Origin of the sequence: Streptomyces purpurogeneiscleroticus (assembly GCF_020024005.1) — a bacterium.
Taxonomy (GTDB): Bacteria; Actinomycetota; Actinomycetes; order Streptomycetales; family Streptomycetaceae; genus Streptomyces; species Streptomyces purpurogeneiscleroticus.
The window spans coordinates 1-16,110 of record NZ_NHSG01000193.1; the positions used below are offsets into that span (position 1 = coordinate 1).

Consider the following 16,110-nt stretch of genomic DNA (forward strand, 5'->3'; position numbering starts at 1 on the left):
CGCCCTCCCCCTCACCAAGGTCGAGGAGGTCGCGCCCGGGCTGGTCAGCCTGTACAAGGACGCCGGTGCGGCGTTGGAGAAGCACGGCCTGACCACGCAGCGCGCCGCCGTCTACCTCGTGCTCGACCGCTCCGGCTCGATGCGCAACTACTACAAGGACGGCACCGTCCAGCACCTCGCCGAGCAGGCCCTCGGCCTCTCCGCGCATTTCGACGACGAAGGCACCGTCCCCGTCGTCTTCTTCTCCACCGACGTCGACGGCACCGCCGAGCTCGACCTCGCCTCGTACGAGGGGAAGATCGAGGAGCTCCACGCGGGCCTGGGCCACATGGGCCGCACCAACTACCACTGGGCGATCAAGGCCGTCGTCGACCACTACAAGAAGTCGAAGACGACCGCGCCCGCGTTCGTGATCTTCCAGACCGACGGCGCCCCCACCTCCAAGCCCGCCGCGGAGAAGGCGCTGTGCGAGGCGGCCGGGCTGCCGATCTTCTGGCAGTTCATCGGCTTCGGCGACCCCGACGCCAAGGGCTTCGACTTCCTGCGCAAGCTGGACGACCTCACCGTCCCGGAGAAGCGGAAGGTCGACAACGCCGGCTTCTTCCACGCCGGCCGCGAGCCGCGCGCCCTGGCCGACGCCGACCTGTACGCGCAGCTGATGATCGAGTTCCCGGAGTGGCTCACGGAGGCCCGCGCCGCGGGCGTACTCAAGAAGAGCAAGAGCAAGAAGAGCTGACCCGGCACGACCGGCGCACGGCCCGGCGGCTCCCACGGGAGCGGCCGGGCCGTCGTGCTTCCCGCCTCAGTCCGCCGTCGTGTACGCGATGAACAGCGACCATGCCGCCGACGAGAAGGTCAGCCGCGGCTCCGCCCCGTCCACCCGCTTCGAATCCCGCACCTGCACCGATCCGGCCTCGGCGGCGATCGCGACCTCCACGCAGGCGGCGTCCTCGTACTCGCTGTAACTCGACGTGAACCACGTCGCCCCGTCACCCATGGCCCCTCCGCCACCCCTCGATGCCGCGCATCGCTTCCCCAGGTACTCACAGCATCCCCGGTCGCCTGCACACCATGCGTACGCCCGGGGGCGGCCCTTAATGGGGGCGCGGTGACCCCCCTCCGGGCGAGTACGATATTGGCGTTCCGTAGTGCAAAAAATCACTCACCGTAGCGACTTGGGAGCAGCCGGCAATGGCTCGACACCTCATCACCAGCGCCCTTCCGTACATCAACGGGATCAAGCACCTGGGCAACATGGTGGGGTCCATGCTCCCGGCCGATGTGTACGCGAGGTACCTGCGCCAGCGCGGGCACGACGTCCTCTACATCTGCGCGACCGATGAGCACGGCACCCCCGCCGAGCTGGCCGCGAAGGACGCCGGCCAGTCGGTCGACGCGTTCTGCGCCGAGCAGCACGACGCTCAGAAGGCGATCTACGACGGCTTCGGCCTCGCCTTCGACCACTTCGGCCGCAGCTCCTCGCCGGAGAACGTCGAGCTCACCCAGCACTTCGCGCGCAAGCTGCACGAGAACGGCTTCATCGAGGAGCGGGCGATCCGCCAGGTCTACTCGAACGCCGACGAGCGCTTCCTGCCCGACCGCTACATCGTCGGCACGTGCCCGCACTGCGGTTACGACAAGGCCCGCGGCGACCAGTGCGAGAACTGCACCCGCGTGCTGGACCCGACCGACCTGATCGACGCCCGCTCGGCGATCAGCGGCAGCAGCGACCTGGAGGTGCGGGAGACCAAGCACCTCTTCCTGCTCCAGTCCAAGCTCCAGGGCGAGGTCGAGAAGTTCATCGACGAGGCCGGTGACGAGTGGCCGACGCTGGCCTCCTCCATCGCCCGCAAGTGGCTGACCGAGGGCCTGCACGACCGCTCGATCACCCGCGACCTGGACTGGGGCGTGCCGGTCCCGGCCGACGTCTGGCCGGAGCTGGCGGCCGAGGGCAAGGTCTTCTACGTCTGGTTCGACGCCCCGATCGAGTACATCGGCTCGACGAAGGAGTGGGCGGACGTCGACCCGGAGAACCGCGACTGGAAGTCGTGGTGGTACGAGGCCGATGACGTCCGGTACACGGAATTCATGGCCAAGGACAATGTCCCCTTCCACTCCGTGATGTTCCCGGCGACCCAGCTGGGCACCCGCGAGCCGTGGAAGAAGGTCGACTTCCTCAAGGCGTTCAACTGGCTGAACTACTACGGCGGCAAGTTCTCCACCTCCCAGCGGCGCGGCATCTTCACCGACGCGGCGCTGGAGCTGCTGCCCGCCGACTACTGGCGCTACTTCCTGATCGCGAACGCGCCGGAGTCCGACGACACCTCCTTCACCTGGGAGCTGTTCTCCTCCTCGGTCAACAAGGACCTGGCCGACACCCTCGGCAACTTCGTCAACCGCGTGCTGTCCTTCTCGCGGAAGCGCTTCGGTGACGAGGTCCCGGCGGGCGCCGAGCCCGGCGAGGCCGAGGCGAAGCTCGGCGAGGACATCGCGCGGCTCCTGGCCGAGTACGAGGGCCACATGGAGGCCCTCCAGTTCCGCAAGGCCGCGGCGTCGCTGCGCGCCCTGTGGAGCACGGGCAACTCCTACCTGGAGGAGAAGGCCCCCTGGCTGGAGATCAAGACCGACAAGGACGCGGCCGCGCTCACCCTCCGTACGGCGATGAACCTCATCCACCTGTACTCGGTGATCTCCGAGCCGTTCATCCCGTCCTCGGCGAAGGCCATGCGCGGCGCGTTCGACCTCGCCGACGACACGGCCCTGTGGATCACGGCGGACGAGGCGAAGGTGCTCACCACGGTCCCGGCCGGCACCCCCTTCACCGTCCCCCCGGTCCTCTTCGCCAAGATCACCGAAGACGACCTGACGGCCTACAAGGAGCGCTTCGGCGGCGAGGAGTAAGTCCTCCGGTCCAGCCGGTGCTTCCCCGGGAGCACCGGCCGGCCCAACTCCCCCTGAGGCCCCAGGGGTTGACACGACTGCTAGAATCAAAGCACCGAACGATCACACGCAGAAGCAGTACGACTGCATGTGACGTCAGTACGAAAGCTCTCTTCCTCTTCGGAGGACGGGGGCTTTTCTGCTTTTCCGCTCCGTCCGAGTCCGACCGTCCATGGCTCCCTGATCTCTTCAGGGGGCCTTTTGCTTTTCGGAGGCAGTACTTGTCCCACGCTCAGACCGTCCTCACCGCCGCGCCGGTATGGCTCGCCGCGACCGGCGTCCTCGCCCTCCTCGTCCTCGCCCTGCTCGCTGCCTATGTCGTACGGCTCGTGGTGTGCAAGGCCCGCGCCGAAGACCTGCCGGACGTGCTGACCGGGATGAGCCAGGTACTGGAGGCCATCGCCGCCATGCTGCCCTGGTCCCGGCGGCGCGACCGCGCCGATGACACACTCCCCGCCCTTCCCGCGGGGCAGCCGGTGCCGCCGTCCGCCGTCCGCTCCGTCCACACGGTCCATTCCGTGGCCGCTGTACAGCAGTCCGGGCAGCTGACCGACTGACGTACGGCAGACACCAAAGGGGCCCGGAACCGCCGAGCGGTTCCGGGCCCCTTGGCGTGCGTGCTGCTTACTTCACCTGCGGCTTGCGGATCGAGAGGTGGAGTTCCTTGAGGCGGGACTCCTCGACCTCGCTGGGGGCACCCATCAGGAGGTCCTGGGCGTTGCCGTTGAGGGGGAAGGCGATGGTCTCGCGGATGTTCGGCTCGTCGGCGAGGAGCATGACGATGCGGTCGACGCCGGGGGCGATGCCACCGTGCGGCGGGGCGCCGAACTTGAACGCGCGGAGCATGCCGCCGAACTCGGCCTCGACGGTGTCCTTGTCGTAACCGGCGATCGAGAACGCCTTGTACATGACCTCGGGCTCGTGGTTACGGATCGCGCCGGAGGACAGCTCGACGCCGTTGCAGACGATGTCGTACTGCCAGGCGAGGATGTCCAGCGGGTCCTTGGTCTCGAGCGCTTCGAGGCCACCCTGCGGCATCGAGAAGGGGTTGTGGGAGAACTCGATCTTGCCGGTCTCCTCGTCCTTCTCGAACATCGGGAAGTCGACGATCCAGCAGAAGCGGAAGACGCCCTCTTCGAAGTGGCCCGCGCGCTTGGCCGCCTCGACGCGGACCGCGCCCATGATCTTGGAGACCTCGTCGAACTCGCCCGCGCCGAAGAAGACGGCGTGGCCGGGCTGCAGGTCCAGCTTCTCCACCAGCGCCTTGACGTCGTCCTCGGTGAGGAACTTGGCGATCGGGCCGGTCAGCGCGTTCTCGTCGCCGACGCGGACCCAGGCCAGGCCCTTGGCGCCCTGCTCGACGGCGTACTCACCGAGCTGGTCGAAGAACTTGCGCGGCTGGTCGGCGGTGTCCGGCACGGCCAGCGCGCGGACGTGCTTGCCGGCGAACGCCTTGAAGCCGGAGCCCGCGAACACGTCGGAGACGTCGACCAGTTCCAGCTTGGCGCGCAGGTCGGGCTTGTCGTTGCCGTACTTGAGCATCGACTCGCGGAACGGGATGCGCGGGAACGGCGAGGTGACCTCGCGGCCGCCGCCGAACTCGGTGAAGAGCTCGGTCATGAGCTTCTCGACGGGCTGGAAGACATCCTCCTGCTCGACGAAGCTCATCTCGATGTCGAGCTGGTAGAACTCGCCGGGCGAGCGGTCCGCGCGGGCGTCCTCGTCACGGAAGCACGGCGCGATCTGGAAGTACCGGTCGAAGCCCGCGATCATCAGCAGCTGCTTGAACTGCTGCGGGGCCTGCGGCAGGGCGTAGAACTTGCCGGCGTGCAGGCGGGAGGGGACCAGGAAGTCGCGCGCGCCCTCGGGGGAGGTCGCGGAGAGGATCGGGGTCGCCATCTCGTTGAAGCCGAGCGTCACCATCTTCTGGCGGATGGCGGAGATGACGGCCGTGCGCAGCATGATGTTGCGGTGCATGCGCTCGCGGCGGAGGTCGAGGAAGCGGTACTCCAGGCGCTTCTCCTCGTTGACCCCGTCCTCGGCGTTGATCGTGAAGGGGATCTGCTCGGCGGCGCCGAGCACCTCGACCGCGGAGACCTCGATCTCGATCTCGCCCGTGGGCAGGTCGGGGTTGATGTTGTCCGCGCCGCGGGCGCTGACCTTGCCGTCGATGCGGACGACGGACTCCTTGGTCAGGGAGCCGAGCGCTTCGTTGGCGGGGGTGCCGGGGCGGGCAACGAGCTGCGTGATGCCGTGGTGGTCGCGCAGATCGATGAAGAGGATGCCGCCCAGGTCACGTCGATTGTGCAGCCAGCCGCTGAGGCGGACGTCCGTGTCGACGTCCGCGGCCCGGAGCTCGCCGCAGTTATGGGACCGGTACCGATGCATCGCTCATCCAAGTCGTCGCGAGTCGAGGTGGGGCACGGGGGAGGGAGGCCGGGGTCGGCTCCCGGTCGGCACCCGATGATCACCCCAGGATTGGCATAACCGCTCCAGGTTACCGCTCCGCCCCGGCGCTCCGGGTTGCCATATCCACGACAAGGCCCCCGCGGACTCCGTGCGGGAACACCATGGGACCAGGGTCACGTCCTTCGCACTGGTGAGCCTCCGTGAAACCCACCTAAAGTGATGCAATGCGCACCAAGGACGTCCTGGCCGCCATCGGTACCGGCCTGTGGCACTGGGACCACGCAGTGGGCAAGGTGAGGCTGGACGCCGAGGCGGCCAGGCTGCTCGGGCTGCCCGAGGAGCCGGCCGACTTCAGCGAAGCCTTCATCCGCTCCCGTTTCCACGCCGTCGACTTCGCCGAGATCAACGGCGTCGTGCATCTCGCGCTGACGGAGGGCACCCTCGCCGAGGGCAGACTGCGGGTCATGGACACCGACGGCAAGGTGCTGCGCGTCGTCCGCTGCCGGGCCCGCGTCACCCCGCTGGACAACAGCTACGAGCTGCTCGGCACCCTCCAGGAGGTCCCCGAGCCGCAGCCGGGCACGTCCGCGGCGCGCACCCCCGTCACCGGCGACTGGCGCCGCTCCCGCGAGGCGTTCCTGCTGGACGCGGGCCGCGCGCTGGCCGAGGCCCGCTCCACCGCCGAGGTGCTGCGGGTGGCGGCCGGGCTGTCCATGCCCGGCTTCATGCCCGACGGGCTGGCCGTCTTCGGCATCAGGGGCGACCACATATCGGTCATCGGGCACCACGGACAGCGCCCCGGAGACGAGCAGCCGTTCGTCGACATGTCCCTGAACACCGACTATCCGGCCGCCGAGGTGATACGGACCGGGCGCGCCATTTACCTCCCCACCCCGGAGGAGTATCGCCGCCGGTTCCCCGCGACCTGGCCGATGGCCGCGCACTTCGACCGTCAGTCCTGGGCCTTCCTGCCGCTGATCAGCGCCGGCCGGACGGTCGGCGCCTGGATGGCCGCCTTCGCGCACCGCGTCGCCTTCACACCCGACGAGCGCTCGGTGCTCACCACCGTCGCCCGGATGCTCGCCCAGGCGCTGCACCGGGCCGGCGACCAGGAGTCGCAGCTGGAGCTGACGGTCGGCCTGCAGCGCAGCATGATGCCGACGGTGCAGCCGGACATCCCCGGCATGGCGGTGGCCGCACGGTACGTCCCCACCGGCGGCGGCCTGGAGGTCGGCGGCGACTGGTACGACATGATCACGCTGCCCTCCGGCCGGATCGCCCTGGTCATCGGGGACGTCCAGGGTCACGACGTACGGGCCGCGGGCCTCATGGGCCAGCTGCGGATCGCGCTGCGCGCCTACGCCTCGGAGGGGCACCACCCCGACGCCGTGCTCTCCCGCGCCTCCCGCTTCCTCTCGGGCCTGAACGACACCGAGGCCGAGGGGCTGGACCCGCGCTTCGCGACCTGCCTGTACATCGAGGTCGACCCGGCCACGGGGCTGCTGGACATCGCCCGGGCCGGCCACCCCGACCCCGCCATCCGGATGACCGACGGCACGATGCTGGTGCGGCCGACCGCGGGCGGGCTGCCGCTGGGCATCGAGCCGGACACCGATTACCCCACCACCCGGCTGGTCCTGGAGCCCGGCGAGACGATGCTGGTCTGCACGGACGGGCTCATCGAGACCGGTGGGCACGATCTGGAGAGCGGCTGGGCACGGCTGCGGGACATCATCGAGAACCACGAGGAACCCGAGTCCGGCGACAGCCTCGAAAAGCTCGCCGACACACTGGTACAGGCCGTGCACGGACCGTCCTCGCACCACACCACCGGGCGGCTGGCCGACCGTCGCGAGGACGACATCGCGATGCTGCTGCTGTGCCGCGAGGGCGGCAGCTGCGCGATCGGTACCGGTGGGCTGGAGCCGCGCACGCCCGTGCGCCGCACGGTCCTGACCATCGCGCAGGCCGAACCGGAGCGGATCTCCGAGGCCCGCGCCCAGATCCGCGACGTGCTGCACGACTGGTCCGACGAGGACCAGATCGACTCGGCCGCCCTGATGGTCTCCGAGATGGTCACCAACGTCCTGCTGCACACCGACGGCGACGCCCTGCTGATCGCCGAGATCTCCGGCGTGAAGGGCTCCCGGCGCGTCCGGGTGGACGTCGCCGACAGCAGCGACGAGCTGCCGCACCGCCGCCGCCCCGGCGAGCTGGCCTCCTCCGGGCGCGGCCTGGTCCTGATGGAGCTGCTGGCCGGCGCGTGGGGCGTGAATCCGCGCGGGGACGGCAAGTCGATCTGGTTCGAGCTGTACGAGGACGCGCAGGACCGGGCCGCCGCCGTACCGGACGCGGCTCAGGCCGGGGCGCCGCCGGACGAGGCCCCGGAGGAGCCGCCGGACGGCGGCCCCTCGCTGCCCGGTTCCTCGCTCTCCGAACCGGCCGCGTAGCGCTGGTGCAGCTCTGACAGGATCCCGGTGGCCGCCGCGGTCAGCGGCACGGCCAGCAGCATCCCGAGGATGCCCGCCACGCTCGCGCCCGCGGTGATCGCGAGCAGCACCACGGCCGGGTGCATATGGACGGTACGGCTCTGGATCATCGGCTGCAGGACGTGTCCTTCGAGCACCTGCACGGCCAGGACGACGCCCAGCGCCCACAGCGCGATCACGAACCCGCGGTCGGCCAGCGCGACCAGTACCGCGACCGCGCCGGAGATGAACGCGCCGAGGTACGGGATGTACGCGCCGACGAAGACCAGCGCGCCCAGCCCGACCGCGCCCGGTACCCCGAGGATCAGCAGCCCGACCGTGATGCAGATGGCGTCGATGAGCGCGATGACCGTCGTCCCGCGCATGAAGCCCTCCACGGCCTCGAAGCCGCGGCGCGCCATCCGCTCCAGCTGCGGCCCGGATCCGCCCGGCGCCCAGGACCGCAGCACGCCCACCGCCCGCTCGGCGTCCCGCAGGAAGAAGAAGGTCAGCAGCAGCGCCAGCACGGCGGCGGCCACCGTCTGGCCGAGCAGGCTGAGCCCGGAGAGCAGTCCGGTCGCGGCCCGGCCGCCGAACTTCTCCGCCAGCTGCTTGGCGTTCGCCGTCAGGTCGTCCAGCGAGGTGCCGGAAGCGCCGAGGTATCTGGTGAGCTCCTGGGTCGCCTCCTGCACCGACGACACGATCTGGTCGCCGGTGTCGATCAGCGCCGACACCACGATGTACCCGGCTCCGCCGACGACCACCAGCAGCACGGCGCAGGTCAGCCCGGACGCCAGCGAACGGTTGACCTTCATCGCGACCAGCCGCCGGTACACCGGCCCGAGCAGCGCGCTGCCCAGCAGGGCCAGCAGTACGGGCGTCACGGCCGCCTTCAGGTGCACGGTCAGCCATACGGCGACCGCGAGCACCGCCGCGACCAGCAGCAGGAGCCCGCACCAGGCCGCCGCCCGGCGGGCACCGAGGGGAAGCAGCGCTTCCCGTTCATCCATCTTGGTCCGCTTCTGCACGGGACCAGTCCACCATGCGCGCCCCAGGGGCGCGGGGAACTGCGCGCCCAGCCGGACACGTCCGGCATACGGCCGACGAGTCGAACCCCTACGGCGAGCCGCCGTGGCAACACGGACACGGCCGTGCCCGGCGTTTCACGTGAAACACCGGGCACGGCCGTGGGTGCGTCGGTTCAGCCGGCGTGAGCCGGAATCGTGCCGAGGCGGCCGGCCTGGAAGTCCTCGAACGCCTGGGCAAGCTCGGCGTGCGTGTTCATCACGAACGGGCCGTAGTGCATCATCGGCTCGCGGATCGGCTGCCCGCCGAGCAGCACGACCTCGAAGTTCGGGCTGCGGGACTCCTGGGTCGCGTCCGCCTTGATGGTGAGCGAGTCACCGGCGCCGAAGACGACCGACTGGCCCATACGGAACGGACGGCCCTCGGGGCCCGCCGTGCCGCGCCCGGCCAGCCCGTACGCCAGGGCGTTGAAGTCCGACCGCCAGGGCAGCGTCAGCTCGGCGCCCGGGTTCAGCGAGACGTGCATCATCGTGATCGGGGTGTGCGTGATGCCGGGGCCCTCGTGACCGTCGATGTCGCCCGCGATCAGCCGCAGCAGCGCACCGCCGTCGGACGAGGTCAGCAGCTTGACCTGGCCGCCGCCGATGTCCTGGTAGCGGGGGGCCATCATCTTGTCGCGCTTCGGCAGGTTCACCCACAGCTGCAGGCCGTGGAAGAGACCGCCGGACATCACCAGCGACTCCGGCGGCGCCTCGATGTGCAGCAGGCCGGAGCCCGCCGTCATCCACTGGGTGTCGCCGTCGTTGATGGTGCCGCCGCCACCGTGCGAGTCCTGGTGCACGAAGGTGCCGTCGATCAGGTACGTGACCGTCTCGAAGCCGCGGTGCGGGTGCCAGGGCGTGCCCTTCGGCTCGCCCGGCGCGTACTCCACCTCGCCCATCTGGTCCATCATGATGAACGGGTCGAGGTGCTTGTAGTCGATGCCGGCGAAGGCACGGCGGACGGGGAAGCCCTCGCCCTCGAAACCGCTGGGTGCGGTCGATACGGCGAGTGCGGGGCGCTGCCGTCCCTCGGCGGGCGCCGCGACGCGCGGCAGGGTCAGCGGGTTCTCAACGGTCACTGCGGGCATGACGGCCTCCTCGGTCGTTCCACATTCAATTTAGTTGAACACTGAACAACCCGCAAGCCACGCTTCATTCCCGGAGGCATTTACGCAGGTCAGAGGCATCAACAAACCGGTGGGCCGGTCACGTATCCACGTGACCGGCCCACCGGGTCGGAGACGGACGGGGTCAGCCGTCCACGAAGTAATGGCGCTAGCCGTACATCCGCCGCATCGCGAAGTCGACCATCTGCTCCACCGCCTTGGCGTCGAAGACCATGCGGTGCTCTCCCTCCATGTCGAGCACGAAGCCGTACCCCGTCGGCAGCAGGTCGAGGACCTCGGCGCCGGTGATCACGAAGTACTTGGACTCCTTGCCGGCGTAGGCGCGCAGCTCCTTGAGCGAGGTGAACATCGGGATCACCGGCTGCTGGGTGTTGTGCAGCGCCAAGAACCCCGGGTTCTCGCCCCGCGGGCAGTACACCTTGGACGTCGAGAAGATGCCCTGGAAGTCCTCGGCCGACATCGAGCCGGTGGTGAAGGCACGCACCGCGTCGGCGAGGGAGGGCGGGGACGGCTCCGGATACAGCGGCTGCCCGCCGTAACCGCCAGGAGCCTGCTGCGGCGGAGGCGGCGCAGCTCCGTAACCCTGCTGACCCGCGCCCACGTTCTGGTCGTAGCCGTACATAGCTGCAAAGCGTACTGAGTCACAGATGGGCCGTTAGGGGTTGCTTCTTATTACCGACGGGTAGCATCATCGAAGCTACTACCTGGTATGTGTTTGAGGACTTCCTCACGAAGGATTACGGAGCCGTCGCCATGGGGCACTACAAGTCGAATCTCCGCGACATCGAGTTCAACCTCTTCGAGGTGCTCGGCCGCGACAGCGTGTACGGCACCGGCCCGTTCGCGGAGATGGACGTCGACACCGCCAAGAGCGTGCTGTCCGAGATCGCCCGGCTGGCCGAGAACGAGCTGGCCGCGTCGTTCGAGGACGCCGACCGGAACCCGCCGGTCTTCGACCCCGAGACCAACACCGCGCCGGTCCCGGAGACCTTCAAGAAGAGCTACCAGGCGTACATGGACGCCGAGTGGTGGCGGCTGGGCGTCCCGGAGGAGATCGGCGGCACGACCACGCCGCGCTCCCTGCTGTGGGCCTTCGCCGAGTCCATCCTGGGCTCGAACCCGGCCGTATGGATGTACGCCTCCGGTCCGGCCTTCGCCGGCGTGCTCTACGAGGAGGGCACCGAGCAGCAGAAGCACATCGCCAAGGTCGCCACCGAGAAGGGCTGGGGCTCCACGATGGTGCTGACCGAGCCCGATGCGGGTTCGGACGTCGGTGCCGGCCGGACCAAGGCGGTCAAGCAGGAGGACGGCTCCTGGCACATCGAGGGCGTGAAGCGCTTCATCACCTCGGGTGAGCACGACATGGCGGAGAACATCCTCCACTACGTGCTGGCGCGCCCCGAGGGCCACGGCCCGGGCACCAAGGGCCTGTCGCTCTTCCTCGTCCCGAAGTACGAGTTCGACTTCGAGACCGGCGAGCTGGGCGCCCGCAACGGCGTGTACGCCACGAACGTCGAGCACAAGATGGGCCTGAAGGCGTCCAACACCTGCGAGATGACCTTCGGCGACAAGCACCCTGCCAAGGGCTGGCTCATCGGCGAGAAGCACGACGGCATCCGCCAGATGTTCCGCATCATCGAGTTCGCCCGGATGATGGTCGGCACGAAGGCGATCGCGACCCTGTCGACCGGCTACCTGAACGCGCTGGAGTACGCCAAGGAGCGCGTGCAGGGCCCGGACCTGGCCGCCTTCACCGACAAGAAGGCGCCGCGCGTCACGATCACCCACCACCCCGACGTGCGCCGCTCGCTGATGACGCAGAAGGCGTACGCGGAGGGCATGCGCGCCCTCGTGCTCTACACGGCCACCGTCCAGGACGAGATCCTGGTCAAGGAGGCCGCGGGCGAGGACGCGACCGCCGAGAACGCGCTCAACGACCTGCTGCTGCCGATCGTGAAGGGCTACGGCTCGGAGAAGTCGTACGAGCAGCTGGCCCAGTCGCTGCAGACCTTCGGCGGCTCCGGCTACCTGCAGGAGTACCCGATCGAGCAGTACATCCGGGACTCCAAGATCGACACCCTCTACGAGGGCACCACCGCCATCCAGGGCCAGGACTTCTTCTTCCGGAAGATCGTCCGCAACCAGGGTGCGGCGCTGACCCAGCTCTCGGAGACGATCAAGAAGTTCCTGGCCGAGGCGGTCGGCGGCGAGGAGCTGGAGGGCGCCCGCGGCGAGCTGGCCAAGGCGGCCGCCGACCTGGAGGCGATCGTCGGCGCGATGCTGACCGACCTCGCCGCCACGGAGAAGGACGTCAAGTCCATCTACAAGGTGGGCCTGAACACCACCCGGCTGCTGATGGCCTCCGGTGACGTCGTCATCGGTTACCTGCTGCTCAAGGGCGCCGCGGTGGCCCAGGAGAAGCTGGCGACCGCCTCCACGAAGGACAAGGCGTTCTACCAGGGCAAGATCGCGGCGGCGAAGTTCTTCGCGCACAACGTCCTGCCGGGCGTCTCGGTGCAGCGCGGGCTCGCCGAGTCCGTCGACCAGTCGCTGATGGAGCTGGACGAGGCGGCGTTCTGATCCGCCGCTGAGGCTCGCCTCCGCCTGCCGTTCATGGCCCCGTCCGGTCCGTTCCGGGCGGGGCCATCGGCGGTTCCTGGCCGGTCTCCTGAGTCCCTTTGAGCACAGGGGTCACACCGGCCACACAGACGCCGGATTCCACTCATCCGTACGGCGCAACACCCACCCGGTGCGACGCGTCCTTATGCTGAATCCATGAGCACATCTGTCCGCTTCGATCGCGGCCACACCGACGACCTGATGTCCTTTCTCGCCGCGAGCCCCTCGCCGTACCACGCGGTGGCGAACGCGGCCGCGCGGCTGGAGAAGGCCGGCTTCCGGCAGGTCGTCGAGACCGATGCCTGGGACGGTGAGGCGGGCGGCAAGTACGTGCTCCGCGGCGGTGCCCTCATCGCCTGGTACGTCCCCGAGGGCGCGACCCCCGCGACGCCCTTCCGCATCGTCGGGGCGCACACCGACTCGCCGAACCTCCGCGTGAAGCCGATCCCGGACACGGGGGCGCGCGGCTGGCGGCAGATCGCGGTCGAGATCTACGGCGGCACGCTGCTCAACACCTGGCTCGACCGGGACCTTGGCCTGTCGGGGCGGGTGACGCTGCGGGACGGCAGCCACCGGCTGGTCAACGTCGACCGGCCGCTGCTGCGCGTGCCCCAGCTGGCCGTGCACCTGGACCGGTCGGTCAACGCCGAGGGCCTCAAGCTCGACAAGCAGCGGCACATGACGCCGATCTGGGGCCTGGGCGAGGTCCAGGAGGGCGGCCTGATCTCCTTCGTCGAGGAGGAGGCGGGGCTCGCCGCCGGTGACGTGCGCGGCTGGGACCTGATGGTGCACAGCGTCGAGCCGCCCGCCTACCTGGGCCGGGACCAGGAGCTGGTCGCCGGGCCGCGGATGGACAACCTCCTTTCCGTGCACGCCGGAACGGCCGCACTCGCCGCCGCCTCCGCGCAGGACGGCCTCTCCTGCATCCCGGTGCTGGCCGCCTTCGACCACGAGGAGAACGGCAGCCAGTCCGACACCGGCGCCGACGGCCCGCTGCTGGGCACCGTGCTGGAGCGTTCGGTCTTCGCGCGCGGCGGCAGTTACGAGGACCGGGCGCGGGCCTTCGCCGGCACGGTCTGCCTGTCCTCCGACACCGGCCACGCCGTCCACCCGAACTACACCGAGCGGCACGAGCCGGGCCACCACCCGCTGCCCAACGGCGGCCCGATCCTGAAGGTCAACGTCAACCAGCGGTACGCCACCGACGGCGGCGGCCGCGCGGTCTTCGCCGACGCCTGCGAGCGGGCCGGGGTGCCGTGGCAGAACTTCGTCTCGAACAACTCCATGCCGTGCGGCACGACGATCGGCCCGATCACCGCCGCCCGGCACGGCATCACCACCGTCGACATCGGTGTCGCGATCCTCTCGATGCACTCGGCGCGCGAGCTGTGCGGCGCCGAGGACCCGCATCTGCTGGCCGCGGCCCTCACAGCCTTCCTGGAGGGCTGAGTTGGAGTTCTCCCTGCTGGGTCCGGTCAGCGTCACCACCGCCGCGGGCGAACTCGCGCTCGGGCCCGCCAAGCGGCGCAGCGTGCTCGCGCTGCTGCTCCTGCGGCCCAACACCACCGTCCCGCTGGAGCAGTTGATCGACTCCCTGTGGGAGGACGAGCCGCCCGAGCACGCCCGCACGGTCGTGCAGGGGCATGTATCCCGGCTGCGCGCCACGCTCGCGGCGGCCGGGGCCGAGGCGTACGGCGTGGAGCTGGCCACGCACGGCTCGGCGTATCTGCTGCGGCTCCCCGAGGAGCTGATCGACGCCCACCGCTTCGGTGAACTGGTCTCGCTGGCCCGGCCCGAGGCGGCCCCGGCCGACGCCGTTCCGCTGCTGCGGGAGGCGCTCGGGCTGTGGCGCGGCCCCGCACTGACCGGCACGGTCACCAGCCCGCCGTTCGCCGCCGCCACGCACGCGCTGGACGAGCGGCGGCTGGCGGCGGTGGAGGCGCTGGCCCGCGCGCACAGCGCGCTGGGCGAGCACGAGCAGGCCGCGTCCGTGCTCTACACCGCCGCGGTGCAGCACCCGCTGCGGGAGGGGCTGATCGCCGCGCTGATGCGGGCACTGTTCCGCACGGGCCGCCAGTCGGACGCGCTGGACTGGTACCACCGCACGCGGCGGCTGCTGAACGAGGAGCTGGGCGTCGATCCGGGCGCGCGGCTGCGGGGGTCGTACGAGGAGATCCTGCGGGCGGAGGAGGCGACACCGGGCAGCGGCCCGGTACCGGCACCCGGTACGGCGGGCGCTGCGGGCATTCCGAGCGCCAGGACCGGTGCGGACGACGCCGAGCGACCGGCTGCGGGTGTTTCACGTGAAACCGGGCCGGCCGGCGTCGGCACGGACGGTGGCGCGGGTACGGGCCCGGCCCCGCCCCGGCTGCTGCCCCGGCCACCGGCCCGCTTCCTCGGCCGCGGAGCGGCGCTGGACCGGCTCACCGCGGCGCTGACCGGCGACTCCGGTCCGGAGAGCGACAGCCCGCTGGCGGTTGTGACCGGCCCGGCCGGGGTCGGCAAGACCGCGTGCGCCGTGCAGTGGGCACACCAGCACGCCGCCGACTTCCCCGACGGGCAGCTCTTCGCCGACCTGCGCGGCTTCGGCGAGGGCGACGCGGCCGAACCGGCCGCCGTACTGCGCTTCTTCCTCACCGCGCTGGGGACGCCGGAGCACGCCGTGCCGTCCTCCGCGACGGCCGCGTCCGCGCTGTACCGCTCGCTGGTCGCGGACCGCCGGCTGCTGGTCGTACTGGACAATGCCCGCAGCTCGGCGCAGGTGCGGCCGCTGCTGCCCGGCGGCCCCGGCTGCGCCACCCTCGTGACCAGCCGGAGCAGACTGGACGGTCTGGTGGCCACCGACTGCGCCCGGCCGGTGGGGCTGCAGGTGTTCGGCGTGCCGGAGGGCGTCGCGCTGCTGGGCGCGATGCTCGGCGCCGAGCGGGTGGACGAGGACCCGGAGGCCGCCCGCGAACTGGTCGAACTGTGTGACGGGCTGCCGCTGGCGCTGCGCGCCGCGGTCGCCCAGCTGACCGCCCGGCCGCGCTGGCGGCTGGCCCGGCTGGCGGCCGCGCTGCGCGACGAGCGGCGCCGGCTGTCGCTGCTCTCCGCGGAGGACACCGGGATCGCCTCGGCGCTGCGGATGTCCGTGGCCCGGCTCTCGGCGGACGACGCGCGGCTGCTGAGTGCGCTGGCGACCAGTACGGACGGGCAGCTGAACGCCTCGGCGGCGGCCGCGCTGGCCGGCTCCGACCTGGAACACACGCAGGACGGGCTGGCCCGGCTGGCCGAGATGCACCTGGTCGACGAGAAGGCCACGGACGTCTACACGATCAGCACCCTGACCCAGCTCTTTGCCAGGGACGGGACGGGAGAGCCGGAAGAGACGGAACCGCACAACTGAGGTACGGCGCTGCTGGATTGACGGCCCACTGATTGATGGTCCCGCGACCGGGTACTCGGCGCGGGACCCGCCCGGAACCGCCGATCCAGAGGAGG

The 16,110-nt window shown here is 70.3% G+C and carries 12 protein-coding genes; 7 read left to right on the forward strand and 5 right to left on the reverse strand.

Annotated features, from left to right (window positions below):
* On the forward strand, positions 1–736 hold a 736-nt coding region (locus tag CCS38_RS12330), incomplete at its 5' end, for a vWA domain-containing protein (protein WP_223733272.1).
* 66 nt (positions 737–802) lie between these two features.
* On the opposite strand, the gene CCS38_RS12335 is transcribed toward CCS38_RS12330, so the two are convergent.
* Positions 803–997, reverse strand: a complete 195-nt coding sequence (locus tag CCS38_RS12335; RefSeq protein ID WP_223733273.1) for a DUF397 domain-containing protein — start codon at positions 995–997, stop codon at positions 803–805.
* A 194-nt stretch (positions 998–1,191) separates the two neighbouring features.
* Here CCS38_RS12335 and metG point away from each other — a divergent pair, with 194 nt between their 5' ends.
* Together metG and CCS38_RS12345 are read left to right on the forward strand one after the other, a co-directional pair.
* On the forward strand, positions 1,192–2,901 hold the full coding sequence (metG, locus tag CCS38_RS12340) for a methionine--tRNA ligase (protein ID WP_223733274.1): 1,710 nt from the start codon (positions 1,192–1,194) through the stop codon (positions 2,899–2,901).
* A 260-nt stretch (positions 2,902–3,161) separates the two neighbouring features.
* Positions 3,162–3,497: a hypothetical protein gene (locus CCS38_RS12345; protein ID WP_223733275.1), complete on the forward strand. Its 336-nt coding sequence runs from the start codon at positions 3,162–3,164 to the stop codon at positions 3,495–3,497.
* A gap of 67 nt (positions 3,498–3,564) precedes the next feature.
* Here CCS38_RS12345 and aspS read toward each other — a convergent pair whose 3' ends face one another.
* Complete coding sequence (gene aspS / locus CCS38_RS12350) at positions 3,565–5,328, reverse strand: aspartate--tRNA ligase (protein WP_223733276.1); 1,764 nt, start codon at positions 5,326–5,328, stop codon at positions 3,565–3,567.
* A 245-nt stretch (positions 5,329–5,573) separates the two neighbouring features.
* Here aspS and CCS38_RS12355 point away from each other — a divergent pair, with 245 nt between their 5' ends.
* A complete protein-coding gene (locus CCS38_RS12355; RefSeq protein ID WP_223733277.1) occupies positions 5,574–7,799 on the forward strand; it encodes an ATP-binding SpoIIE family protein phosphatase in 2,226 nt (741 codons plus the stop codon).
* Here the strand turns inward: CCS38_RS12355 and CCS38_RS12360 are convergent.
* From CCS38_RS12360 to CCS38_RS12370, 3 genes are all read right to left on the reverse strand, one after another.
* Entirely contained in the window at positions 7,706–8,827 is a 1,122-nt protein-coding gene (locus CCS38_RS12360; protein WP_223733304.1) for an AI-2E family transporter, read from the reverse strand. The genes CCS38_RS12355 and CCS38_RS12360 overlap by 94 nt on opposite strands.
* A 191-nt stretch (positions 8,828–9,018) precedes the next feature.
* Positions 9,019–9,972 (reverse strand): pirin family protein, encoded by a 954-nt coding sequence (locus tag CCS38_RS12365; RefSeq protein WP_223733278.1) that lies wholly within the window; start codon positions 9,970–9,972, stop codon positions 9,019–9,021.
* 187 nt (positions 9,973–10,159) lie between these two features.
* Complete coding sequence (locus CCS38_RS12370; protein ID WP_223733279.1) at positions 10,160–10,633, reverse strand: SseB family protein; 474 nt, start codon at positions 10,631–10,633, stop codon at positions 10,160–10,162.
* Between the two features lie 131 nt (positions 10,634–10,764).
* Here CCS38_RS12370 and CCS38_RS12375 point away from each other — a divergent pair, with 131 nt between their 5' ends.
* The 3 genes from CCS38_RS12375 (at position 10,765) to CCS38_RS12385 (ending at position 16,015) form a co-directional block, all read left to right on the forward strand.
* Positions 10,765–12,591, forward strand: coding sequence for an acyl-CoA dehydrogenase (locus CCS38_RS12375; RefSeq protein WP_223733305.1), 1,827 nt, complete (start codon positions 10,765–10,767; stop codon positions 12,589–12,591).
* Between the two features lie 195 nt (positions 12,592–12,786).
* On the forward strand, positions 12,787–14,079 hold the full coding sequence (locus CCS38_RS12380) for a M18 family aminopeptidase (RefSeq protein WP_223733280.1): 1,293 nt from the start codon (positions 12,787–12,789) through the stop codon (positions 14,077–14,079).
* 1 nt (position 14,080) lies between these two features.
* Positions 14,081–16,015, forward strand: a complete 1,935-nt coding sequence (locus tag CCS38_RS12385) for an AfsR/SARP family transcriptional regulator (RefSeq protein ID WP_223733281.1) — start codon at positions 14,081–14,083, stop codon at positions 16,013–16,015.
* Positions 16,016–16,110 lie beyond the last annotated feature (95 nt).